Raw genomic sequence first — 23,492 nt, forward strand, 5'->3', positions numbered from 1 at the left:
ACGCGGTCAGATGACGCCGTCCTCCCGCCGGTGGATCTGCCCGACCAGCTCGGCGGCCATCGACTTGATCGTGCCGAGCCCGGCTCTCCCCCAGGGCCGCGGCTCGACGTCGACGACGCAGACCGTGCCGAGCACCATTCCCGTGCGGTCGATGAGGGGTGCGCCCAGATAGGAGCGGATGCCGAAATCGTCGACGACGGGGTTGCCCGCGAACCGCGGATAGTCGCAGACGTCCTCCAGGACGAGGGCCTTGCGGCGCACCACCACATGCGGGCAGTAGCCGTGGTCGCGGGCCATGAACCGGCAGTCGTCCCCGTCCGTGCCCCGCGGAGTGTGCAGTCCCGCGAAGAACTGCCGTTCCTCGCCGATGAAGTTGACCATGGCGTACGGCGCGCCGGTCAGCTCGGCGAGCCGGTCGGCGAACCTGTCGAGGTCCGGCTCGGGACGCTCCCCGAGCCCGAGACTGCGCAGCCGCCGCACCCGCGTGGGAGCCTCCTTGTCGACGGGGGTCAGGAGCAGGTGCCCGGTCGGGTCGTACATCACGTGTGCGCTCCGAAGCTCGGCTCCGGGGCGTGGTTGAGCAGATGTTTGACGAGGGTCAGGAGGGTCTGGATCCCGGAGCTGGAGATCCGCGCGTCGCAGCGCACCACGGGCACTTGAGGGTCGAGGTCGATCGCGGAGCGCACCTCTTCGGGCTCGTAGCGGTGCGCGCCGTCGAACTCGTTGATCGCCACGATGAAGCCCATGCCGCGCTGCTCGAAGAAGTCCACCGCGGCGAAGCAGTCCTCAAGACGCCGGGTGTCGGCGAGCACCACCGCGCCCAGCGCCCCTTCGGAGAGCTCGTCCCACATGAACCAGAATCGTTCCTGGCCCGGTGTGCCGAACAGGTAGAGCACATGCTCCGGGTCGAGCGTGATGCGTCCGAAGTCCATGGCGACGGTCGTCGTGGTCTTGTTCTCCACACCCGACAGATCGTCGGTGGCCTCGCTGACCGTGGTGAGCAACTCCTCGGTGCTCAGCGGCGCGATCTCGCTGACCGCGCCCACAAAGGTCGTCTTGCCGACCCCGAAGCCACCCGCGACCAAGATCTTCAGCGCGGTGGGGAAGGGGTCAGAGCTGTCGTCGTAATCCATCGAGCACTGCCTCCAACAGGGACCGGTCAGTGGGGTTGTGGTAGAAGTCCGGGGCCTTCGTGGTGAGGGCCCCGCAGTCGATGAGATCGGAAAGGATCACTTTGGTGACGACCGCGGGCAGTTTCAGCTGCGCCGCGATCTCGGCCACCGAGGTCGGCGCCTCGCACAGGCCGAGGGCCGTGGTGTGTTCGGGTCCGATGTACCCGAGAGGTGCGGCCCCCGTGGCCATCACCTGGGAGAGCAGGTTGAGCTGACTGGTCGGTCTGGTCCGCCCGTTGCTGACCGTGTAGGGGCGGACGAGCCGCCCCGCGGCGTCGTCGAGCCAGGGCCCGTCGTGCGGGGCCGCCATGCTCAGTGCCTCATCGGCGCGGGTTCGCCGGCCTGCTGCCGGGGCGCGGTGATCAGATACGGGCGCACGCTCTTGACCAGCATCGCCATCTCGTACCCGAGCACGGCCGCGTCCGCGTCCCGGCCCGCCAGCACGGCGAGACAGGTTCCCGAGCCCGCCGTGGAGACGAACAGGAGGGTGGAGTCCAGCTCCACCACGACCTGGCGGACGTCCCCGCCGTCGCCGAAGCGGACGCCCGCGCTGCGCCCGAGGGAGTAGAGCCCCGATGCGAGGGCCGCCATGTGATCGGCGCTGTCCGGGTCGAGGCCATGGACCGACTTCACGAGTCCGTCGGAGGAGAGCAGAACGGCGCTGTGGGTGTGCGGCACGCGCTGGACGAGGCCGCTCATCAGCCAGTCGAGATCGGATACATGGCCGGTCGGCACATCGCTCGCCATGGTGGATCGACTCCTTGGGGTACGAACGTACGTAGGTCTGCGTCGGCAGAGGTGGTGGGGGGTGCTCTGGCGTGGTCGTGCGGTCAGCCGCTGTGTTCGCTCCCGTCGTGCGGGACGCCGGACCCGTGTTCCCCGGGGGCGGGGTCGCGGACGTCCTGTGCCTGGGCGAGGCCGATGCCGCGCTGGAACGCGGCCATCAGACCCGGGTCGTGGCCGACGAGGTGCTCCCCGTCGGGGCGCGGCGACGGGGCGTCGCGCAGCTGCGGCGCGATGTGCTCCTGGGCGCGCCGCTTGGGCAGTTGGGGCTTGCCGACCCGGCCGCGCACGGCGCCGTTGCGGGGTGTGGGCGGCGTGCCCGCGTGTTCGTCGGCGGCCTGCCGGTCGGCCGGTCTGATGCCGGGCACCGCGTCGGCGGGCGTCGGCCGTGCGCCACGGGCGCCGCGCACGGGCAGCGGGGCGGGTCCGGTTCCTTCGGCCGTGCGCGCGGTCGCCGGTGCGTGCTGCTGCGGCTGGACGGGCACGGACACCGGCTCGGCACGGGGTGCGGGGACGGGCACGGTGGGCACGGCGTGCTGGGGCGGTGTGCCGTCGGGTGTGCTGCGCGGGTCGAGCGGGCCGTGGAACTCCGTTGCGTCCGGGGCGACTTGGCCGCCCGGTGTGCCGGGCGTCTCGGCTCGTGCGTCACCTGCGGCGCCCCGCGACGCCGCCTCGGCCGCGGGGCGCCGTCGCTCGGCCGGTTCGGCCTGCTGCTCGGCACCCAGCAGCTCCTGGGGCAGGATCAGTACGGCCTGGACGCCGCCGTAGATGTTGGTCTGCAGCCGCACCGCGACACCGTGCCTGCGCGCGAGCGCCGAGACCACGAAGAGCCCGATCCGCCCGTCCTGCAGCAGGCTCGCCACGTTGACCTGGTCGGGGTCGGCGAGGAGCCGGTTCATCTTGTTCTGCTCGGTGAGGGGCATGCCGAGCCCCCGGTCCTCCACCTCGACGGCGAGTCCCGCGGTCACGAGGTTGGCGCGGAGCAGCACTTGGGTGTGCGGCGCGGAGAACACCGTGGCGTTCTCGATGAGTTCGGCGAGCAGGTGGATGACGTCGGCGACGGCGTGCCCGCGCAGGGTGCCGTCGATCGGCGGCACCAGCTTGACCCGTGAGTACTGCTCGACCTCGGCGATGGCGGAGCGCATCACCTCGGTCATGGAGACCGGCTTGCTCCACTGGCGGCGCGAGACGGCGCCGCCGAGCACGGCGAGGTTCTCGGCGTGCCTGCGGATGCGGGTCGCCAGGTGGTCGACGTGGAAGAGGCCCTTGAGCAGCTCGGGGTCCTCGACCTCGTTCTCCAGGTCGTCGAGCAGGGAGATCTCGCGGTGCACCAGGGACTGCAGGCGCCGGGCGAGGTTCACGAAGACCTCGACCTTCTGCTCGCTGCCCGCGTGGCTGGAGAGCTGGGAGGCCTGCACGACGGCGCCGACGGCGACGTCGTGGGCGCGGTTCAGCTCGTCGGCGAGCAGGTCGAACTCGTCGCCGCCGGGGCGGGGTTGGCGGGCGACCCTGCGGGTGGTCGGCTGGTCGCCGCGGCGCAGCGTCTCGACGATGCCGCGCAGGTCCGCCTGGCCGCGCGCGGCGGCACGGCGCAGCATGCCGACCCGCTCGCGCACGGACCGCGCGGCGCGGTCGGCGGCCACGGCGGCGACAACGATGCCGGTGAGGCCGACCGCGACGGCGGCCGCGAGGACGGCGAGCAGGACGGGGCCCGGCCGGGTGCCGGTCGAGCGGAGCGTGAACAGCACGGCCGCGCAGGCGCTCAGGCCCACTGCGACGGCGGGCAGCACCGCGATGCGCAGGAGTTGGGGCCGTATGTGGGTCTCGGGCAGCGCGGCGGCGCGGCTGCCCGGCCTGCCGTGCCGTCCGCCCTCGCGGCGGTCTGCGTGTGCGGCCGGTGCGCGTAGGTGAGACATCAGCGTCCTCGGTACGTTGCGACGGGGGTCCAGCGGTCGGCCCGACTCCTCTTTGCGGCATCGCCGTGCCGGTCGGCAGGTCCGCGATGTGATCCCTGCGTCGCCCGACGGCCACACACGGTAGTCGGCAACGCATCATGTGCGGTGGGCAGTTGACAAAGACAGCCGGAGAGCATCCCGCTCTGGTATGACGCCTCGCACGAGGGTCCGATTAGCCTCGTACGCAGGTCCGATTCCTGACTCGTACGGGGATGGGGTCACCCCCAGACGATCTCTCCCCCGCCGCCGTGCCCCGCCCCGCCGTACGTCCTTCCGCAGGCCGTCACGACCTCGGCGGGACCCCGCGCGCGCAGCCGTCCCGAGCCGTCCGGGCGCACCGTCAACGTGCGGCTCTCGAAGAACCCTCCGCCGCGTACGCCGAGTTGACCCGATGCCGTGGGCTCGACCCCGAGGAGCCGCAGATAGCCGAGCAGCGGCTGGGCGTGGGCGTGCAGATTGGCGACCGGCCAGGCCTGCATGGCGACGCCGACGTCCGGCATCGCCCAGGTGTGCCCGGCCCGCCCCGACTCGGGCGGCAGATAGGCGTCGGGGCCGGAGAGCGTGCCCTCCCAGATGTCCGGGTACGCGGCCGTGTGCGCGTGCAGCGTCATGCGGCGCCAGTGGGCGCGGGCGAGTCCGGGGTCGATCCGGGCCGCCGCCCAGACCAGGGTCTGGTTGACGGCGTGCCAGATGGTGCCGCGGTCCGGGTCGTCGGCCGGGGGTCCGATCAGCCGGGCGCCGAGCGGCGAGTCCCGTACGCACAAGTCCTCGACGGTCTGGAGGAGTTCACGCGCGCGTGCCTCGTCGGCCGCGCCGCAGAGGATCGCCCAGGGCTGCACTTCGAGCCACAGCTCGTGCTCGCCGACGGGCGCGGCGCCCGGGCCGTGCGCGCGGCGGAACCAGCGGCCGTTCCACTCCCCCGCCACCGCCTGCCGCAGCCGCTCGCCGAACTCCCGTGCCTCATCGGCCGTTTCCGCGTCGCCCAGCCGGTCGGCGAGTCCCGCGTACACGGGCAGCACCCAGGCGGCCATCGCGGAGTTGAGCACCGACTCGCCGTGCTCGATCATCGTCCGCCGGTCGATGCCCGTGCCGTCGAGGACGAGGTCGTTCCAGTCGGCGTTGCGGATGCGCAGGTGCCCGTGCTCGCCGACGCCGACGCCATCCGTCACGTACCGGAACTGGCGCCGCAGATGCTCCCCGAGGGGCACCGCGGCGGCGCCGTACGACGGATGGAAGCCGACCGGTGCCCCGAAGGCGGCGAGATCGCCCGTCGCCGCCGCGTACTCGGCGGCGAGCCACAGCGCCCACAGGTTCTGGTCGGAGGGACGGTAGAGGTCGGTGCGGGGCTGCTGCGACGGGTCGAGCGCGTACGGCAGTTCACCGTCGGGGCTCGCCCACGCGCAGGTGTTGCGCAGCACGGAAAGGGCCAGGTCGGGCTCGATGTGGACGAGCGGAAGCGCATGCTGCAGCGGGTCGCGCGCGGCGCCGTTGAAGCCGTGCCGGAAGGAGTAGGCGGAGCCCTGGTCCAGGGTGTGGCCGCCGAGCAGCCCGTCGACGCAGGCCCCGCCCGCGAGCAGGGCGGCGTGCCAGGGGATCTCCACGGCGGCCTCGGGCATCCCGTCCGCGTCCGCGCGTGGAAGCCGGGCCCGCAGCGCGCGCAGACTCGCGTCGTACGTCTCCTCGGGGTCCCCCTCGAACTCCGCGCCCGCCACCCCGCACCGGAACCAGACCGTGCGCCGCTCACCGGGCGCCAGATCGACCGGGCAGGAGACCCTGAGCACCCCGCGATCGGCGGTGCACCGCGCGCCGCCCGCCGCCCCGAGCAGCTCCAGGACCAGCGGCACGCCCCCTTCGTGGCGGACGTCCGCGGGGCGCGGCCCGACCTCGAGGTACGTCAACTCCCGCTGCCGTACGTCCCATTCCTCGGCGATCCGCCAACGCACCGCCTCCGTACGGTGGTTGGTGACGTCGACGCGGATGAGCACCCAGGGGACGTCTCCCTCGGGGCACAGCACCGTACGCTCGACGTCCGCGCCGCCCGCGCCGATCCGCACGCGCGTGTAGGCGGGCCCGAAGAGCAGCTCGCCGCCCCCGTCGTCCGAGCGCAGGACACCCGCCACCTCGGTCACGCCGGTGCCGTGCGGCTCCGGTTCGGTGAGCCAGCGAAGGCCGTCGTGCTCGTCCCAGAGGCCGCTGCGCCCTTCGGTGTCGGCGACGAGCGTGATGCGGCGGTTGCCGAGGTGGATCCAGCGGCGCCGCGTGGGCGGATCGATGACGCGGTCCCACTCCGTGCGGGGCGCGTCGGGTGCCAGGGCGAACGCGGGCAGTCCGTGGTCCTTGGTCCACCGGCCGTACGCACTCATCCCTGCCTCCTCGGCCGCCGGGGCTCCGCGCTTCCTAGCCGACCGGCGCCGCCTCGGGCTCCCCGCCGGTCACCGCCCGCCGCTCGGCGCTCTCCCCGGCGTCGGCCCAGCCGCCGTCCGGCACGACCGCGACACCCCGCCACCACGGCACGCCAGGCACGCGGTCCGACGAGGGTTCGAAGGGCTCGCCGGGGCAGGGCAGCGCGATCCTGGCGTCCGCCCGGCGCGCGGCGGCGACGGTGCCCTCCCCGGGCGCCGACCAGGCGTGCGGGGCGAGGTTGAACGTCCCCCAGTGGATCGGCAGCATGACGCCCTGCGGCCGCCCGCCCTGGAGGTCCAGATGGGTCTGCATGCCCTCGTCCGGAGTCATGTGGATGTCCGGCCAGAAGTCGCTGTACGCACCGATCTGGATCATGGTGACGTCGAAGGGGCCGTAGGCGGCACCGATCTCGCGGAAACCAGGCATGTAGCCGGTGTCCCCGCTGTGGAACACCCGGTGCTCGGGCCCCGCGACCACCCAGGACGCCCAGAGGGTGTGCTGCTGGTTGCGCAGACCGCGGCCGCAGAAGTGCCGCGCGGGCGTGGCGGTCAGGGTCAGGCCCGCCACCTTCGCCGACTCGTGCCAGTCCAGCTCGCGCAGCCGGTCCGCGGGCACGCCCCAGCGCTCCAGATGGGCGCCCACGCCGAGCGGCACCGCGAACACCGTGTCCGTCCCGGCCAGCGCCTTGATCGTGGGCAGGTCCAGATGGTCGTAGTGGTCGTGCGAGATGACGACGGCGTCGACCGGGCCGAGTGCCTCCAGCGGCACCGGCACCGGGTGCAGCCGCTTGGGCCCGGCGAAGGCGAAGGGCGAACACCGTTCGCCCCAGACCGGGTCGAACAGCACCCGCCGTCCGTCGATCTCGGCGAGCACACTGGAGTGCCCCATCCAGGTGATGCGCAGCCCGTCGGCCGGCGGCTTGGCCAGGTCGGCGAGGGTCGTGGCGTGCACGGGGACGGTGCCCGTGGGGCCGCGCCGCAGGCGCTCCTCCTTGCGGAAGTAGATCTTCGCGAACTCCACGGTCGAACCGGTCGGCCGGGTCCGCGCCCCCACGGGGTTCTGGAACGTGCCCTCCGCGACGGAGAAATTCGGTGACCTGCGGATCCGCGCCATCCGCGCACCCGTCGGATCCGCTCCGAAGGCGGCGGGCCGCAGCGAGCGGAGCCCGGGAATCAGGGACCGGGACACAGGACCTCCTGAACAGGGGTGGATAGGCCACTCCATTATGTCCACCGTCGCTGACAGCGGCCGCTGGGAGGGGTGACGGCGGCGCCACACGGCGGCCCCACGACGGGCCGCCTGCGGGATGTCGGCGGACCGTCGGCGGGATGTCACATCCGAGTGCCCCTCATCCGTCGCATCAGTGCCCCGGTGACCGGCACCGGAGCACGCCGTACGACCTCGGAGGTGGCTCTCATGGCCCGCATCTCGCTCACCCCTCGCCGCACCCTGCTCTTCCGCATCATGGAGTGGTACTCGAAGCGCGTCTACGGCAAGGTCCTCGACCCGGGCAAGGCCCTGGCCCACAACCCGCGCGCGCTCTGGACCTACCTCCGCTTCGAGCAGGGCGTGGCGAAGTGGAACAAGCTGGACGCCGACCTCAAGGAGCTGGCCGTGATGGCGTCGGCCGCGTCGATCGGCTGCTCCTGGTGCATGGACTTCGGCTACTGGGAGTCCCACAAGCGCGGCATGGACCCGCAGAAGCTCCGGGACGTGCCCGCCTGGCGCGACAGTGACATCTACAGCCCGCTGGAGCGGGACGTCATGGAGTACGCGGAGGCGATGACCGCGAACCCGCCGACCGTCGAGGACGACCTCGCCGACCGGCTGCGCACCCGACTCGGGGAGCCCGCCTTCGTCGAACTGACCGCGATGATCGCCGTGGAGAACTACCGCTCCCGCTTCAACTCCGCGCTCGGCCTGACCAGTCAGGGCTTCAAGGACTCCTGCGACCTGCGGGACGCGCGGCGCCCGGTCTCCGGATGACGGCGCAGGAGGGCGCGGTGTCCCGGGTCCCCCGCCCCGGGGCCGCGCCCTCCGCGCCCCTACCGCAGTTCGTACACCGCCGTCACCGAGACCTCGTCCTGGATCTGCCCGGGCGCGACGGGCACTCCCTCCTTCGCGAACGCGGCGACCGGCATCGGCACCGGGCGCGGGCGCCCGCCGTCGCTCTCGTCGAGGGAGACGAGGCGGCCGAGCCGGTGACCGGTCAACTTGGCGTACTGCGTGGCCTTGTCGCGGGCGTCCTCGTACGCCGCGTCGCGCGCCTTCGACCGCAGCGCGCCCGCGTCCGCGAGGTCGAACGCCACCGAGTGGACCCGGCCCGCGTCACCGGCCGCGTCCACGACGGCCTGCACCACCGCGCCCGTCCTGGCGATGGCACGGATCTTGACCGAGAAGACCTGCGAGGCCTGATAGCCGATCAGCTTGGCGGCGCCGTTCTCGTCCTGGTAGACGGCGGACAGGGCGAGGTTCTCCGTCTTGACGTCCTTCTCGGCCACGCCCGCCTTGCGCACGGCGGCCAGCAGCGCGTCCGCCGCGGTGCTCTGCGCGGCGAGCGCCTTGCCCGCGGTCTCCTCGGTGACCTCGACGCCCGCGGTGAGGACGGCCATGTCGGGCGCGGCGGACGCGCTGCCCGCGCCGGTCACGGTCACCGTGCTCCTCGGCGCAGGGGCGGGCACGACGGCCGGTGCGGCGGGGGCGGGTGCGGCGGCGACGGCGGGAGCGGCGGGCAGCCCGAGCGCGGCGAGCGCCACGGCGACGGCACTGACGGAACGTACTGGATGCATAGGAGGGGTTCCTTCCGGCTCTCCGTCCCTCCAGGGACGGTTTCGCGGTCATCCCAGCACCGGCGCCCATGCCCTCGTCCGCGCCACTCCCGCCCTGTCACCTCACCGGTCCAGTACCGCCCGCCAGGTGCGCGGCCGCCTCAGTACAGGCCTGTGGTGTCCTCCCGGTAGGTGTGGTCGAGGATGTCGTCGAGGAAGGTCCCGAACCCCGCCTCCAGGCGCAGGCCACTGCCCGGCTCGTAGGCGAACAGGCCGGGGCAGACGCTGTCGTCGAGCGTGCTGTCCACGAACAGCGCGTACGAGAAGCGGTCGGGTCTGGCCGCGCCGCCCGGCGGCTGGCGCACCACGCGGTGGGCCACCGCGGCCACCGGTGTCGCGGTGTGCCGGGTCAGGATCTCCATCGCACAGCCGAAGTTGACGATGAAGGTGCCGGGAATCGGGTCGATGGGCCGCCAGTCGCCGTCCCTGTCCACCTCCAGACCGCGTTCGGTGGAGCGCAGGACCGTCACCCAGCCGGAGTCCTTGTGGATGTTCAGGCCGCGCGCGGCGACTTCGGGACGGAAGTGGTTGAAGGTCAGAGTGTGGGTGCCGTGCGGGGTCAGGCTGTGTCCGGTGGCCTCGTCCCAGAGCGCGCGCGGCAGGTCGAGCCGGGTGAGGACCGCGCGCTGCACGGCGAGCGCGAAGTCACGCATGCGTTCGGCCTGCCGGGCGAGAGCGGCCGGATAGACCCGGTCCCACCAGGCCTTCTCCAGGAAGAACTGTTCGGTCTGGTCGGCGTCGCGGCAGAAGTAGCCCTGGTGACGGCCGAGTTGACCGGCCGTCCAGCGACGGAATCCCCGGTAGGGGTCCCGCGTCCCGTCTCCACAGGCGTCGGCGTCTCCGGAGTCGTCGGCGTCTCCTGGCAGGTAGAAAGAGCGCGCGAAGCGGTCCCCCGCCGACAGGTCGGTCCCTGCGGGCTGCTGCACGTAGAAGAAGCCGTCCTTCAGCGCGCGTTGCAGTCCGTCGGCGGCGGTGAAGTGCAGCTGTCCTCCGCGCAGTTCGGCCAGCTGCCAGCCCTGCCGGGCGGCGCTGGCGCGCGGGTGTCCCGCCGCCGTGCTCATATGCGGGAGTGGAACGCGTAGCCGAGCTTGCCCGCCTTCTCCACCGAGAAGTCGCGGAAGCCCTGGTACTCGTGCAGTCTCCCGCCGGTGTCGTACTGGTAGAGCGACATGTCGTAGCGGGGGCCCATGTAGACCGTGAAGGAGGAGCGGTCCGGGGTGCCCGCGTCCGGGCGCAGCTCCGGGACGCGGTGGTAGACGGCGGTCACGGGCCTCGGCAGTTTCCTGGTCAGGACCCGGAAGGCGTCGCCGAGGTTGACGGTGAAGTGGCCGGGGTGTTCGCGCACCGGCAGCCAGCGGCCCTCGTGGAGGATCTCGTAGCCGGGCTGGTCGGTGCAGATCGTGGTGATGAACCCGCTGTCGGAGTGCTCGACGATCCCGGCGCGGTCGCTCAGGCCCGCGCGGTAGTGGTTGACCGTCGTGTAGCACAGGCCCGTGTCCTGGCGGGCGCCGCCGGTGATGAGGTCGCGGTCGCACTCGGGCACGCCCGCCACGTCGAACACTCCGTAGAGGACGTCCAGGGTCAGCTGCCGCATCCGCCGCAGTACCGCGGTGACCTCGTCCGGCAGGTACTCCTGCCACAGGAAGCTCTCGAGCTGGAGCTGTTCGACCTGGTCGGGCCGGTCCTCGTAGCCCAGTTTGGAGGCGGCGTGGCCGTGTTCGCGGTGCCCTCGGTGGCGGTCGCCGGGGTGCCCTGCCGCGGGCTGGTAGAAGCTGCGGCAGAAGGCGAGTCCCGCGCCGACGTCGAGGTCGCCGGGGACCGCCACGTTGAACGCGCCGAGGGCGAGCGCCCGTTCGGCGTCGGCCGATGAGGCGAACCGCAGGCTGCCCCCCTCGTCGACCTCGGCCGCGGGGAGGGTGAGGGTGTCCGTCGTCATGCTGCGACGCTCCTGTCTCGGTCGGTTCCCAAAGGTGCTGTGCCCGCGCCCGCCGTGGTGCCCGCGTCCGCTCTCGTGCCCGCGCCGCGGCTACAGCGCGCCGTCGTCGTCATAGGTCCGGCTCACCTCCTGGACGGCGAAGTCCGCGACCGACTGCACGGGGTGCGCCGTGCCGTCGTCGAGCCGGTAGACGGTGCCGTCGAGGGCGGAGTCGAGGAACGTGACGTACGAGATGCGGTCGGGGCGGCCCGTGGGGCGCTCGGTGGAGACCACGCCGTGCACGTTCGCGCGCACCGGCCGGGGCAGGGCGGAGGTGAGCACCTCCAGCGAGCTGCCGAAGTTCACGATGAAATGGCCGGGTTCGGGGTTCACGGCACCCAGTTCCCCGTCGATGAGCGCGAGCAGCCCCGGTTCGGTGGAGCGCAGCACGGTCACCCATCCCGAGTCGCGGTGGAACTTGCAGCCGCGGGTCGCCTTGCGGGAGCGGAAGTGGTTGAAGGCGAGCATCTGGTGCCCGCCGTGGTCGGAAAGGCCGCCGGACACCTGGCTCCACAGGTGCTCGGGGACGTCCACGTACCGCAGGACCGCGCGCAGGACGCCGATGCCGAGGCCGGTCATCCAGTGTCCGAGGGCCGCGACCTCGGAGGGCAGCAGCGTCCAATTGCCCTTCTCTATGTAGAAGTTCTCCCACTGGTCGTGCTCACGGTCGAAGTAGCCCTGGTAGTCGCCGGGTACGTCGGTGTCGCGGAAGCCCCGGTAGCGGTCGAGGGCGTCACCCGCCGGGTCCTCGTGGAAGTGCGTGGCGAACCGGTCCCCGGCGACGGTGTCGAGTCCTTCGGGGATGCGCAGCAGGAAGAACCCCATGGCCAGGGCGCGGTCGAAGCCTCCTGCGCGCTCGAAGAGCAGCTCGTCCCCGTCGATCCTGGAGCGTTCGAGCTCGACCGCGGGGAAGGCGGTCCGCGCCTGCCGCTCGCCGGGCATCGGCGGCAGGCTGACCGGCGGCCTCGCGGTGTCGGGGTGCAAGAGGGCCCGTTCCGTAGGGGAGTTGGCGGCGGTCATGGGGTCGGCTCCCTCGGGGTCGCGGGATCGTGCGCCACGGCGGCGTCGGGCCGGATCGTGATGGTTCCGGGCCGTGCGGGGCGCGGCATGGAGGCATGGCGCTTCAGGCCGAGGTCGACGCCGCGCGTGGCGACCGTGTAGTGGCCGTACAGCTCCGCGAGGACCATGGACTGCATCCGCACCGAGAAGAGCCGGCCGGGGCATTTGCGGGGGTTGCGGTCGGCGTTGACCATGCTGAACGAGTTGATCTCGTAGCGGCCGCGGGAGAGCAGCGAGGAGACGGTCTCCCGGTCGGTGCGGACGATGGCCTCGATGTTGGCGGGGGCGAAGCGGCACGGCTCGGGGAAGACGGCGGGGTCGCGGTTGGCCTGCCGTCGGTCCAGCCACATCATGGTGCCCGCCGGGACGGTCACCGTCGCACCCCTGTGGTGCAGGGTGAAGGGTTCGGTCGTACGCCGCCACAGGGCGCTGGGATTGCTGCCGCCGAGCCGTACGGCCTCAAGGACCGCGAGGTCGATCACGGACGGCGCGCTGCCCGCCGCCCCGCCGCCGTGCCGGGCCTGCGCGACGACGGCCTCCTTGGCCTCGGGGGTCGCCTCCACATAGCCGATCGCCCAGGTCAGGCTGAGCGCCGTCGTGTCGTAGGTGGCGACGATGACGGTGCCGAGTTCCTTGATCCGCGCGGCGTCGAGCGCGGCGACGGCCTCGCGTGTGAACGGCAGTTCCCACAGCGCGAAGTGACGCCGGATCATATTGGCCGCGGGCGCGGCGGCCAGGGCGTCGAAGTTGGCGGTCAGCAGGTCGCGCACGAAGGGCACGATGACGTCGAACTCGCGCATCGCCGCCGGGTTGTCGTTGCTGATGACGTCGGAGGCGAGGTCGAAGAAGCCGCGCACCACACGGCCGTACTCGGCGGAGTCCAGATAGTCGGGCAGCGGCCGCTGGGTGAGGTCGAGGACGCCGGGGATCATGCTGTCCACGTACGCCGTCAGGGACAGCGCGAAGTCGTCGAGCGGGACGGAGCGGCCTGCCGCGCGGGCGAGGTGGTCGGCGGTGTGCCGTCGGATGTCGGGTTCGAGGCGCTCGACGAACTTGGCGTTGCCCAGGGAGCGTTCGACCGCGGCCCGCTTGGCCGGGCGGTCCGGGTGGTCGTGCGGCAGGGAGCCCATGAAGTCGCCGAACAGCTCACGGTTGGCGTCCGTGGAGGGCGCCAGGGAGTCGTCGCCGACGAGCGCCTCGTTGGTGATCTGGTAGAGGGCGAGCTTCTCCCCCATCCAGAACGAGCACAGGCCGCCGTTCTCCTCGGCGCGGGCGCTGATGCCACAAGCGCGGAAGTAGTGCGACGCGGGCTCGCCGCGCACCACGGTCGCCTCGTGGAACGCCGGGGCGTGGCCGTGCAGCCGGCTGGGCCCTTCGTGGTGGGCGACGACGCCAGGGAAGGGGACGCCGGGGCCCTGCGGCAGGTCGATGGTTCCGGCCGCCCTGCGCAGGGTGCGGGGACGGTCCGCCGAGATGCTCATGACGTACCGCCGTTCGCGCCCACGGCCTCGCCGGTCCCGCCGTCGGCCGCGCCGATGCCGAAGTCGGCGTGCCGGTCGGACCAGGTCCGCTCGTTGAACTCGCGCAGGAAGTCCTCGGAGCTGCGCACCGGAGCGGCCGTGCCGTCCTGGCGCACCTGGTAGAGATCGCCTGCGGCGGGCGGGTTGGCGAAGGCCGCGAAGGAGAAGCGGTCCGCGGCGCCCGGGGCCGGTGTGCACTGCCGTACGTGGTGCAGGATCGCCCGTACCGGCCGGTCGAGGGCGGCGGTGAGCAGTTCGAAGGCGCCGCCGAAGTTCACCACGAAGTGGCCGGGCACGGGGTCGACGGGCACCCAGGCGCCGTCGACGGACGCTTCGAGGCCGGATTCCTCGTTGTAGAGCACGGTCACGAATCCGGTGTCCTTGTGCGGGGCGCAGCCGGGCTGGACCCGCTCCGGCCGGTAGTGGTTCGCCGCGAACCAGTGGGTGCCGATGCCGTCGACGGCACCTCCGGTGATCTCGCTCCACAGCGCGGGGGCGATGCCGAGTTCGGCCAGCACGGCGCGCAGCACCAGCAGCGTCAGGGCGCTCATCTGCTCGGCCATGACGAGGAGTTCGCGCGGGAAGTGCCGGGTGCGCCCGGGGCCGTCGATGAGCAGGTGCTCGGTCTGGAAGTGCTCCCGGTCGAAGTAGATGCCCGTCAGGTCCTTGAAGCCGCGGTACGCCCGGGTCTCCGCCGCCCCGTCGTCGGCCGCGCGATGGAACTCGCGGCACAGGGTGATGCCGGGGCCCGGATCGAATCCGGCGGGGACGGCGAGCAGGAAGCAGCCGTCGCGCAGCGCGCGGGACAGGCCGTCGGGGGTGTCGAAGCGCAGGCCGGTGTCCGAGACGGCGGCGCGCTGGAGCATCAGGGTGGCGGCGGTCATCGGCGTGCGCCCTTCGCCGTGGCGTGCGCGGTCTCCGGAGTGCGGGTGCCGCCGCGAGGGCCGGTGCCGCTGCCGACGTCCGGCGCGTCCGTACCGGCGTAGATCTCGTGGTCGTTCTCGTCGATGAGTTCGCGCGAGCCGCAGACGCGCTCCAGGCCGCTGCCGCGCACATAGCGGTAGATGCCCTCGTCCTCGCCGGGCAGGCAGCCGCTGGAGCTGAAGTGCCCGAAGCTGGACCGGTCCTCCTGCTGGCGGGCGACCCTGTGCATGATCGCGGCGACGGGCATGCGGCTGCCCGCGGTCAGGATCTCCATGGACAGGCCGAAGTTGACGACGAAGCAGTCCGGACGGATGGGGACGGTCTCCCAGTGGTCCTCGCGGCTGACCTCGAGTCCCGGGGCGGTCGTCCGCAGGATGGTGAGGAACCCGTCGTCCTTGTGGGAGCTGAGCCCGATGTCCTCGTGCGCGGGCCGGTAGTGATTGAACGTCAGATGGTACGAGCCTGCGCACTGCGCGCAGCCGCCGGTCGCCCGCCGCCAGTCCTCCTCGGGAATGCCCACCTCGGCGAGGACTGAGCGCAGCACCTGCCGGGAGAGCCGGGTGAGGGCCTCGCCGAGTGCGGCGATCTCCGGCGGATAGTCGGCGGCCCAGAACCGGCGCTCCAGGAGGAACTGCTCGATCTGGTTGATCCGTTGGTGGAAGCCGAGCAGCGGGTCCCCGAAGTGGTCGCTGCCGATGTCGCGGAACCGGCCGTACGGCGTCGCGGCGGGCCCCTCGTGGAATTGCCGCGCGAACGCGTCACCCGCCGACACATCGAGCCCGGGCGGGATCTCCAGGAGGAAGACACCGTCCCGGAAGGCCCGGTTGCGCGCCCCGGAATCCCCGAAGTCAAGCGCACCGTCGGCTATGCGGGCCCTTTCGAGACGGGCGTCGCCGAGTGCGGGATGGTCGGGTGACCGCTTCGCGTATACGTCCTGGTAAATCTTTCCCCGCCGTATGTCGGGGATCAGATCACGGGCTTCGGCTGTCATCTCACCGGCCTTTCAGGTGGAGGGAGACCACGACGAGGTCACGCAGCTCTTCAGGGGCTCCGGGATGCCGACCCTTGGCTATCTCGGACAGGGTGCTGAAGGATCCGGGATAGACCATGACGGGCAGCCCCTGCTCCTTGAGGCAGGCGAAGACGGCGAACTCTTCGAGGAAGTAGTCGCTGGACATCCGGATGCGCTTTTCCCATTCGGAAGCACCGATGCCTTCGGCGCGCTTCCGGTGATAGGCATGACCGAAGGACTCGACCGAGGAACGAAATTCCTCGTTCTCGTCGAAGAAGGCGAGGAGCTTGTTGTGGAACTGGCCGTACTCCTCCCCGTCCTGCACGTCACTGCAGTTCAGGAAGGTGAAGTCGGTGATCTCGCGGTACTCGTCGAAGACCTTCCCCTCGGCCTCCACAAAGCTCCGGCCGAGCGCGAGCGCCTGTTCGCGGGCACGGTCGGGCGCCATTCCCTGGGTCGACTCCAGGGTGAGTCTGTGAATGCTGTCACCGATGAGCACGGTGCACTTGCTGAACCTCCGGGAGATCCACTTGACCATGCTCGTGAGTTTGGCAGTGGTGAAGTTGCTGTTTTCGAGACTGACGCCGAGAAAACATGTGTCGTGCCGCTCGAAGGTGTTCCTGCTCGATTCCGGGGAAACCGACGCTATCTCCGCCTTGTAGCGCGTTCTGCGGGTGGGCTCCGTCCGTCGTGCCGGAGCAGCGATCCCCTGCGCATCTAACGACATCACATCCGCCTGGGTCCATGGGGGGAGGTGCAGGAATGGCATTCGTCTGCCGCATGAAATTACTAACAGGAAGTTGAAGCGGCGGCCAATACCCCGGGGTTGGATTCAGGCCGCACCGTCAAGGAACCGCATCTTTCAGGCGTTTCACGGCAACTGACCAGGGCCCCAGTAGGTGTAGGCACCATTAACCCGACCGTCCGGTACGGACGGTCACCTCGCGGTCGCGCCGGGTACGGCCGAAGGGCGGGCGCCGCACGGCACATGACTCCGGATATCGCTCAACGCTCCCCGCTGAGCAGGGAGTTGACGACGCAAGGACCGGTGCGCGCGACGCCGCCCGCACCGGCCGAAAGCGCCGCGCCACCCCGCCCGCACCGACGGGTCCCCGCCCCGCGCGTGATGGCTCAATGCTTTCCCCGTGCCCCACCAGCCACTGTTCAGGCCGTGTTGGCAAGCACCTCCGCGTCCGTTACGGTGATCTGGTCTCGACCGCTCACCGAGCGGCGGACCTGTCCTCTGGCACGAGGGCCCGCGAGGGCGACCTTCGCAACCGGCCCCGCCGACACGGCATTTCGAGACGTCTCCCACCTCTCCAGCAGCGGCGCTCCGCTTTCGGCAGCGCTCTTCGGCTGCGCCCTCTCCCCCACCGCAGGCACCATCCCGACGCCATCGTGAGGAGCAGTGGGTCATCGTGAGTGAGGGCACGACCTTGAGGAAGGGCACCGGCGGCGCGCCGCCGCCCTTCGCCGCCCGGAAGTGGGCGCTGATCGCCATGTCCGTGGGCGTGTTCTGCATCCAGCTCGACTCGTTCGGCCTGAACCTCGCGCTGCCGCGGATCGGCCGCGACCTGGACGCGGGCGGCGCCGGACTCCAGTGGGTGATCAGCGCGTATCTGCTCTCCACCGGCACGCTGATGCTGGGCACAGGACGGCTCGGCGACCTGTTCGGCCGCCGGCGGCTGCTGGTCGCGGGACTCACCGTGTTCGGCGCCGCCTCGCTGGTCTGCGCGCTCGCCCCGACCCTGCCCGTCCTCGTGGGCGCCCGTGTCGCCCAGGGCGCGGGCGCCGCCATGATCATGCCGGTGGGTCTCTCCCTGCTGACCAACGTCTACCCGGCCGACCTGCGCGGCCGCGCCACCGGCTGGGCCCTCGGCATCGGCGGCATCGCCACCGCCTGCGGCCCGTTCGTCGGCGGCGCCCTGACCGAGACGGTGTCCTGGCGGGCGATCTTCTGGCTCAACGTCCCGCTCGCGGCGCTCGGCGCGCTCTGCGCCGCACGCACCACCGAGAGCTTCGACGACAGCGCGCCCCGCACCGTCGACTGGAGCGGCCTGCTCAGCGCCACGGCCGCGCTCGCGGCGCTCAGCGTCGTCATCGACCGCGGACCGGGCTGGCCGTGGCCCGCCACCCTGGCCGGCGCGGCCGTCACGGCGGCCCTGCTGGCCCTGTTCGTACGCCGTGAACGGTCCGCCGCCAACCCGCTGGTGCAGCTCTCGCTGTTCCGCAACGGCCCGTACATGGCGCTCACGCTCGCCGGTGCCGCCGCCAACACCACGACGGTGATGTTCCTGTTCGTCGTGCCCCTGACGCTCCAGGGCCAGTGGGACCTCTCCGTCGTCGTGGCGGGCACCGCGTTCCTCGCCCCCGCCCTCGCCATGGCGCTGGCCGGACCGCTCGCCGGGCGGGTGCCGCCGCGCGCCGCGGTCCGGCTGATGGCGGCCTGCCTGTGCGCGGGCGCACTCGTCCTCGGCTGCCTCGCCCGGACCTCGTCCCTCACGGTGTACGTCGCCGTCGCCACGGTGGGCGGCGCGGTCCTCGGAGTGGCCAACTCCCTGACGCTCATCGCCACTCAGGGGGTCATCCGGCCGGAGCGGGCCGGTGAGGCGTCCGGCGTCACCAAGACGGTCATCACCGTGGCCGCCGGACTCGGCGTCGGCCTGGCCGGAGCCGTCACCGACCAGGACCACGGCGTGGGCTCGGAAGCGGCCGCCGACACGGCCCTGCTGATCACCGCGTCGGGCTGTCTTGCCGCGTGCCTGGTCCTGGTCGCCTGGATCAGGACGCGGGAGGGCCGGAGGGACCGGGACGACACGGCGCGGGCCGGGTCACGGGGCCCGCGATGACCCCACGGTCACCACAAAGGCGCCCTTCCGGAGAAGGACGCCTTCGGTGTCGGCAGAGTCGACCTGCTGGTTCAGGAGGCCGTCTCGATCTGCATCTTGATGGTGTGCGGATTGCGGAAGCCCTTGGCCTCCACGTTGTCCCCGGAGCTCTCGCCCCGGATGCGCCGCCCGATCCACGGCACCAGGTACTCGCGCGCCCAATGGATGTCGTCGCGCCGCACCTCCAGCGTGCCGCGCGGCGGCAGCGGCGGCCAGGGCTGGTCCGGGTCCGCGGGCACCTCGAGCCCGAGGACCTGCCCGGCCCGCAGCGCCACGCGCGTGTGCCCCTCGGCGGAGAGGTGCAGCCGGTCGCCGTCCCAGGCCCTGCGGTCCTGCACGGTCTTGAGCGACCACAGGTCCAGGACGGGACAGCCGTACCGGTCGGCGATCGCCCGGACGTGCATGTTGTACGTGGCGATCTTGCCGCGCAGATGCTTGAGGACGGCCACGCCCCGGGTGTCGAAGCCGGTGGTCACCATGACGGTGCCGACCGCCGACGTGAGGTCGGCGACGGCCCGCTCGAACCGCTCGGCGACCTCGTCGGGGTCGGTGCCGGGGCGGATGATGTCGTTGCCCCCGGCGCAGAAGGTCACGAGGTCCGGGGCCAGTTCCTTGGCCCGCGGCAGCTGGTCCGCGACGATCTGGTCGAGGAGCTTGCCGCGTACGGCGAGGTTCGCGTACTGGAAGGTGTCCTCGGGCACCCGGTCGTCCAGCAGGACGGCGAGACGGTCGGCCCACCCGACGAACGTGCCGTCGGGGCCCGGGTCGCCCACGCCTTCGGTGAAGCTGTCGCCGACCGCTGCATAGGAGTTGAATACGCCGTTGTTGATGGGGTGATTGATGAAGGATGTCGACTCTGCGCTCACAAAGTCACATCTTTCACCTCCCTAAGTGAGCTACGCCACCGTAGGGAAGGGTTGACGGGGCGTGAGATAAGCCACCGGTCAAGTTTCAACCAAGCCGGAATAAGCGCCGTGCCCGCGATCGCTGCGCCTCCACGACCCCGCGTCATACGCGCCGCAGCCGGAACACCCCCGCGTCCAGGTCGCCCTGGAGCCCGGTCCGCAGCCCGCGGCGGAGCAGCACGGCGCCCCGGTACGTCTCCCCCGTGTCCCGGCACGCGTACACCGCTTCAGGGTCGAGCCCGCGCAGTCGTACGGGCGCCTGCTCCTGGCCGTACGACTGCGCCCGCAGCCAGGCGAGGACGACGGCATGGTCCCCGAGGACGTACTGCACGGCGCTGAGTCCGCTCTCCGGAGAACGCAGCCGGTACAGGTCGCCGAATTGCACCAGGGGCCTGATCTCCTTGTAGAGGTCCACCCATTCGCGTGCCTCGGCCAATTCGTCCTCACTCCACCGGGCGAGGTCGCCGCCGATGCCGAGCACCCCGGCCATGGCGCTCACGAAGCGGAAGCGCAGCGAGCTGACCCGGTCGTTGAGCTGGACGTTGGGGCTGTCGGTGACCCATGCGGCCATCACGCGCGCGGGGTGCAGCTGGCTGAAGCCGTGCTGGATGGCGAGCCGGTCCAGCGGATCGGTGTTGTCCGAGGTCCACACCTGGTCGGTGCGGGACAGGATGCCGAGGTCGACCCGGCCGCCGCCGCCCGAGCAGGACTCGAAGGACACCGTGGGGTGCGCGGCCCGCAGCCGGTCCAGCAGGTCGTACAGGTGCCACGTATGGGACCACCACGGCTCGGACAGACCGGCGTCGCCCGGCCGTCCCGCGTCGGTGAAGCTCCGGTTGAAGTCCCACTTCACATAGTCGACGGGTGCTCCGGAGAGCAGCTCGTCGAGCTGTCGCCACAGGTACGCGCGCACGTCCGCGCGCGAGAGGTCGAGCACCAGCTGGTTGCGGAACTCCGTGCGGGCGCGGCCCGGTTGGTGCTGCACCCAGTCGGGGTGCGCGCGGTAGAGGTCGCTGTCGGGGTTGACCATCTCGGGCTCCACCCAGATCCCGAACCGCATGCCGAGCGCGTGCACCTCGTCGGCGAGCGGCGTCAGGCCGCCGGGGAAGCGGTCCGGGTTGGGCGTCCAGTCGCCGAGCCCCGCCCGGTCGCTGACCCGGCCGCCGAACCACGCGTCGTCGACGACGAACAGCTCGACGCCGAGCCGCGCGGCCCGGTGCGCGAGCACCCGCTGCTGCTCCTCGGAGATGTCGAACCCGGTGGCCTCCCAGGAGTTGTAGAGCACGGGCCGGACCGTGCCCGCGTCCGGGATCACGTGCGCGCGCTGGTAGGCGTGCCAGGCCCGGCTCGCACCGCCGAAGCCGCCGTCGCTCCACAGCGCGGCGAACACGGGCGTGACGATCGCCGTGCCGGGCCGCAGGACGGTGACACCGGCGTCGTCGTGTCCCACGCCGCCGCTGATCTGCACGGCGCCGTCGGGCAGTTGGTGCACGGTGATCCGCCAGGACCCCGACCAGGCGAGGGCGCAGCTGTAGACCTCGCCGTACTCCTCGCTCGCGCCCTCCGCGTCGAGCGCGACCCAGGGCAGATGCGCGTGCCCGGTGTGCCCGCGCCGGCTGCCGATGGTCTGCTCGCCGTACGTGAGGTCGCTCCGCGTCAGGCGTGACTCGGCGCCCCACCGGCCATGCAGGTGGGAGAGCCGCCAGCGCTCGCGCCAGGGCAGCGTCCAGGTCGCGGAGTCGGCGCGCAGCACTTCCAGTTCCGGTGTGCGGTGGTCTCCCTCGTGGGTGAGGATGACGAACCGCTCCACGACGTCGCCGCGCAGCCGGTAGTGCAGCGTCGTCCGGAGGTGGTGCAGGGGGTCGTGGAAGTGCACTTGGAGTTCGTCGCCGTCCACCGCCGAGCCGGTGCCCTGCCACTCCGTCCCGCGGACCATGTCGTCGCGGACGGACAGCGCGGGCCGTACGAAGCGGCGGCCGCCCTCCACCGGATACTCCTCGTGCCCGTCGAGCCGCGACTCGAAGCCCCGCTCGGGCGGCAGGGACTCGGCGGCCAGGGCCTCGGCGTCGGCGATGCCGATCCGCGCGCCCCAGTACAGGTGGAGCAGCTCGTCGTGTTCCGTGAGCCGCAGGGCGTAACTGCTGGTCGGGCCGGAGAGCAGCCATGTGCGGCCGTCCGCACCGATCTGGATCATCAAGCCCCCACGCCCCGGTCCCGCGAGCCGCGCCGACACGCGCGCGTGGGCACATCCTGATGCGCGGATCGCCGCCGGGGCAACGCCTGTGCAGGGGTGATTGCCCGAGACACCCATGTCGTATCGTCGAAGGCGCATCCACCGGCGAGCCGCGCCGGCAGCAGAGCCCGAGGAGAGCCCGTGACGCAGCAGGTCCCGCCGACAGAGCTGTCAGAGCTGTCAGAGCTGTCAGAGCCCGAGCTTGCCGGAGTGCGCAACTTCCGTGACGTGGGCGGGCTGCCGACGGTGGACGGCCGCCGGGTCCGCCGGGGCAGGCTCTTCCGCAGCGGTCACCTGGCGCACGCCACCGAGGCCGACGCCGCGTTCCTCGCCTCGCTCGACCTGCACACGATCTTCGACTTCCGCAACGCCGCCGACCAGCGCCTCGAGGGCCCCGATGTGACGCTGCCCGGCGTGCGCAACGTGAACCTGCCGCTGACCGACCCGGCCGACGGCGCCGAGTTCTGGAAGATGGTCCGCGACGGCGACCTCGACCAGCTGCGCACGCTGCTCGCCGACGGCAAGGCCGCGGGCCGCATGTCGTCCTCGTACCGCACGATCATCAAGGACCGGACGGCCGAGCACAGCCGCGTCCTGCACGCGCTCGCCGAGGACAGCGTGCCCGCCCTGATGCACTGCGCGGCGGGCAAGGACCGTGCGGGCCTCTCCATAGCCGTGACGCTGCTGGCCGTCGGCGTCGAGCGCGACGCCATCGAGGCGGACTACCTGGCGTCGAACGCGGCGCACCGGCGCTACCGGGTGCAGCGCACCATCGACGCCCCGAACGGGATGTCCCCCGAGGTCATGGAGCTGCTCAGCCCGCTCTTCGACGCCCGCGCCGAGTATCTGGCGGCGGCCTTCGAGACGATCGAGCAGACCTGGGGCGACGTGGACACCTACCTCGCCGACGGTCTCGAGGTGACCCCCGAGACCCGCGAGCGGCTCCGCGAGCGCCTGCTCGACTAGGACGGGCGCGCGAGCGGCTACTGGTTCTGTGCCCCCAGCTCGAACAGCAGATAGATGAAGGCCGCGAAGATGTGGCCCACCGCGACATAGATGATCAGGCGGACCCAGAGCGCCCGGGGGAACTTCTCCTCCAGGCGCATCGCCTTCTTCGCAGGCTGTTCCGGCTGGACAGGTCCCTGCGGTTCGGATTCCGTCATGTCGGTTCTCCCTGAGTGGGGCCGCCGAGGCACAGCGCGGTGGCGGGGCTCTGCAGCAACGTGTGGACGAAGAGGAGGTCGGCGCCGTCCCGGTCGGCGGCGGCGATCCGGTGCGGGGTCAGCGAGTCGAAGTGCGCGCTGTCCCCGGGCCCGAGGAGGTGCGCCGTGTCCCCGAGGCGCAGCCTGAGGCGCCCCTGCAGGACGTACAGCCACTCCTCACCGGGGTGCACGCGCACGATGTCGCCCTGCGCGCCGTGCGGCACATGCACCCGCAGGGCCTGCATGCCGCGGCCCGGGGCGCCCGCCTGCCAGTAGGTCCAGCCGCCCGCCCGGGTCGGCTCCATGTCGGCCGCGCGGACGATGGAGTCCCGGTCGGCGACCGTCTCGCCGAGGAGTTCCGAGACCGTCGTACCGTAGATGCGGGCGAGCGCGAGCAGCATCGGCAGCGAGGGCTGGCGCTGCCCGGTCTCCAGGCGGGACAGATGGGCGGGCGAGAGTCCGGCGGTGCGGGCCGCGGCCTCCAGGGTGAGTGACGCCCGGCGGCGCAGCTCACGCAGCTGGGGCGCGACGGCGGGCAGCGCTTCGTCCGCCGGGGGCGGCTCGTCGGGCTCGTCGGGCTCGGCAGGGCTCATACCTTGATTGAGCCAGAGCCTTGCCTCCCGGGCAAATTTC

General features: G+C 71.9%; 22 protein-coding genes. 3 read left to right on the forward strand and 19 right to left on the reverse strand.

What is annotated here, in order from left to right; all coding sequences use genetic code 11:
• Positions 1 to 6 precede the first annotated feature (6 nt).
• The 7 genes from ACFWZ2_RS00150 to ACFWZ2_RS00180 all read right to left on the reverse strand — a co-directional run bounded on the left by ACFWZ2_RS00150 (position 7) and on the right by ACFWZ2_RS00180 (position 7,537).
• Entirely contained in the window at positions 7 to 543 is a 537-nt protein-coding gene (locus ACFWZ2_RS00150) for a GAF domain-containing protein (RefSeq protein ID WP_384539389.1), read from the reverse strand.
• Positions 540 to 1,133 (reverse strand): ATP/GTP-binding protein, encoded by a 594-nt coding sequence (locus ACFWZ2_RS00155; RefSeq protein WP_384539391.1) that lies wholly within the window; start codon positions 1,131 to 1,133, stop codon positions 540 to 542. Before ACFWZ2_RS00155 ends, ACFWZ2_RS00150 begins: the two co-directional genes overlap by 4 nt.
• Positions 1,111 to 1,482, reverse strand: a complete 372-nt coding sequence (locus ACFWZ2_RS00160) for a DUF742 domain-containing protein (RefSeq protein ID WP_384539393.1) — start codon at positions 1,480 to 1,482, stop codon at positions 1,111 to 1,113. Before ACFWZ2_RS00160 ends, ACFWZ2_RS00155 begins: the two co-directional genes overlap by 23 nt.
• 2 nt (positions 1,483 to 1,484) lie before the next feature.
• A complete protein-coding gene (locus tag ACFWZ2_RS00165; RefSeq protein WP_384539396.1) occupies positions 1,485 to 1,919 on the reverse strand; it encodes a roadblock/LC7 domain-containing protein in 435 nt (144 codons plus the stop codon).
• Positions 1,920 to 2,002: 83 nt separating this feature from the next.
• Positions 2,003 to 3,871, reverse strand: a complete 1,869-nt coding sequence (locus ACFWZ2_RS00170; RefSeq protein WP_384539399.1) for an ATP-binding protein — start codon at positions 3,869 to 3,871, stop codon at positions 2,003 to 2,005.
• 257 nt (positions 3,872 to 4,128) lie between these two features.
• The gene (locus tag ACFWZ2_RS00175; protein WP_384539401.1) at positions 4,129 to 6,273 is read right to left on the reverse strand and encodes a GH36-type glycosyl hydrolase domain-containing protein; all 2,145 of its coding nucleotides are present in this window, start codon (positions 6,271 to 6,273) and stop codon (positions 4,129 to 4,131) included.
• A 34-nt stretch (positions 6,274 to 6,307) separates the two neighbouring features.
• On the reverse strand, positions 6,308 to 7,537 hold the full coding sequence (locus ACFWZ2_RS00180) for an MBL fold metallo-hydrolase (RefSeq protein ID WP_384539404.1): 1,230 nt from the start codon (positions 7,535 to 7,537) through the stop codon (positions 6,308 to 6,310).
• A 192-nt stretch (positions 7,538 to 7,729) separates the two neighbouring features.
• Between ACFWZ2_RS00180 and ACFWZ2_RS00185 the strand changes: the two genes are divergently transcribed.
• Complete coding sequence (locus tag ACFWZ2_RS00185; RefSeq protein WP_384539407.1) at positions 7,730 to 8,299, forward strand: carboxymuconolactone decarboxylase family protein; 570 nt, start codon at positions 7,730 to 7,732, stop codon at positions 8,297 to 8,299.
• A gap of 59 nt (positions 8,300 to 8,358) precedes the next feature.
• On the opposite strand, the gene ACFWZ2_RS00190 is transcribed toward ACFWZ2_RS00185, so the two are convergent.
• The 8 genes from ACFWZ2_RS00190 to ACFWZ2_RS00225 all read right to left on the reverse strand — a co-directional run bounded on the left by ACFWZ2_RS00190 (position 8,359) and on the right by ACFWZ2_RS00225 (position 16,358).
• The gene (locus ACFWZ2_RS00190; RefSeq protein ID WP_384539411.1) at positions 8,359 to 9,102 is read right to left on the reverse strand and encodes an SIMPL domain-containing protein; all 744 of its coding nucleotides are present in this window, start codon (positions 9,100 to 9,102) and stop codon (positions 8,359 to 8,361) included.
• A gap of 140 nt (positions 9,103 to 9,242) precedes the next feature.
• A complete protein-coding gene (locus ACFWZ2_RS00195; protein ID WP_384539414.1) occupies positions 9,243 to 10,202 on the reverse strand; it encodes a 2OG-Fe(II) oxygenase family protein in 960 nt (319 codons plus the stop codon).
• Positions 10,199 to 11,077, reverse strand: a complete 879-nt coding sequence (locus ACFWZ2_RS00200) for a 2OG-Fe(II) oxygenase family protein (protein WP_384539416.1) — start codon at positions 11,075 to 11,077, stop codon at positions 10,199 to 10,201. The genes ACFWZ2_RS00195 and ACFWZ2_RS00200 overlap by 4 nt, the downstream gene beginning before the upstream one ends.
• 90 nt (positions 11,078 to 11,167) lie before the next feature.
• Positions 11,168 to 12,136: a 2OG-Fe(II) oxygenase family protein gene (locus ACFWZ2_RS00205; protein ID WP_384539419.1), complete on the reverse strand. Its 969-nt coding sequence runs from the start codon at positions 12,134 to 12,136 to the stop codon at positions 11,168 to 11,170.
• Complete coding sequence (locus ACFWZ2_RS00210; RefSeq protein WP_384539421.1) at positions 12,133 to 13,656, reverse strand: cytochrome P450; 1,524 nt, start codon at positions 13,654 to 13,656, stop codon at positions 12,133 to 12,135. Before ACFWZ2_RS00210 ends, ACFWZ2_RS00205 begins: the two co-directional genes overlap by 4 nt.
• Positions 13,653 to 14,579 carry a 2OG-Fe(II) oxygenase family protein gene (locus ACFWZ2_RS00215; protein ID WP_384539424.1) on the reverse strand — a complete coding sequence of 309 codons (927 nt, stop codon included), beginning with the start codon at positions 14,577 to 14,579 and terminating at the stop codon, positions 13,653 to 13,655. The genes ACFWZ2_RS00210 and ACFWZ2_RS00215 overlap by 4 nt, the downstream gene beginning before the upstream one ends.
• Entirely contained in the window at positions 14,576 to 15,610 is a 1,035-nt protein-coding gene (locus ACFWZ2_RS00220) for a 2OG-Fe(II) oxygenase family protein (protein ID WP_384539427.1), read from the reverse strand. Before ACFWZ2_RS00220 ends, ACFWZ2_RS00215 begins: the two co-directional genes overlap by 4 nt.
• Before the next feature lies 1 nt (position 15,611).
• Positions 15,612 to 16,358 carry a tRNA-dependent cyclodipeptide synthase gene (locus ACFWZ2_RS00225; RefSeq protein WP_384539430.1) on the reverse strand — a complete coding sequence of 249 codons (747 nt, stop codon included), beginning with the start codon at positions 16,356 to 16,358 and terminating at the stop codon, positions 15,612 to 15,614.
• Between the two features lie 691 nt (positions 16,359 to 17,049).
• Between ACFWZ2_RS00225 and ACFWZ2_RS00230 the strand changes: the two genes are divergently transcribed.
• The gene (locus ACFWZ2_RS00230) at positions 17,050 to 18,480 is read left to right on the forward strand and encodes an MFS transporter (RefSeq protein WP_384539433.1); all 1,431 of its coding nucleotides are present in this window, start codon (positions 17,050 to 17,052) and stop codon (positions 18,478 to 18,480) included.
• Between the two features lie 71 nt (positions 18,481 to 18,551).
• On the opposite strand, the gene ACFWZ2_RS00235 is transcribed toward ACFWZ2_RS00230, so the two are convergent.
• Positions 18,552 to 19,349 (reverse strand): SGNH/GDSL hydrolase family protein, encoded by a 798-nt coding sequence (locus tag ACFWZ2_RS00235; protein ID WP_384540330.1) that lies wholly within the window; start codon positions 19,347 to 19,349, stop codon positions 18,552 to 18,554.
• Positions 19,350 to 19,527: 178 nt separating this feature from the next.
• Positions 19,528 to 21,618, reverse strand: coding sequence for an alpha-galactosidase (locus tag ACFWZ2_RS00240; protein WP_384539435.1), 2,091 nt, complete (start codon positions 21,616 to 21,618; stop codon positions 19,528 to 19,530).
• Between the two features lie 180 nt (positions 21,619 to 21,798).
• On the opposite strand from ACFWZ2_RS00240, the gene ACFWZ2_RS00245 reads away from it, so the two are divergent.
• Complete coding sequence (locus ACFWZ2_RS00245; RefSeq protein ID WP_384539437.1) at positions 21,799 to 22,623, forward strand: tyrosine-protein phosphatase; 825 nt, start codon at positions 21,799 to 21,801, stop codon at positions 22,621 to 22,623.
• 17 nt (positions 22,624 to 22,640) lie between these two features.
• Here ACFWZ2_RS00245 and ACFWZ2_RS00250 read toward each other — a convergent pair whose 3' ends face one another.
• Together ACFWZ2_RS00250 and ACFWZ2_RS00255 are read right to left on the reverse strand one after the other, a co-directional pair.
• Positions 22,641 to 22,763, reverse strand: coding sequence for a DUF6126 family protein (locus tag ACFWZ2_RS00250; protein ID WP_055545828.1), 123 nt, complete (start codon positions 22,761 to 22,763; stop codon positions 22,641 to 22,643).
• Between the two features lie 53 nt (positions 22,764 to 22,816).
• The gene (locus ACFWZ2_RS00255) at positions 22,817 to 23,452 is read right to left on the reverse strand and encodes a helix-turn-helix domain-containing protein (RefSeq protein ID WP_384539439.1); all 636 of its coding nucleotides are present in this window, start codon (positions 23,450 to 23,452) and stop codon (positions 22,817 to 22,819) included.
• Positions 23,453 to 23,492 lie beyond the last annotated feature (40 nt).

It is taken from the genome of Streptomyces sp. NPDC059002 (genome assembly GCF_042740435.1).
In the GTDB taxonomy this organism is placed as follows: Bacteria; Actinomycetota; Actinomycetes; order Streptomycetales; family Streptomycetaceae; genus Streptomyces.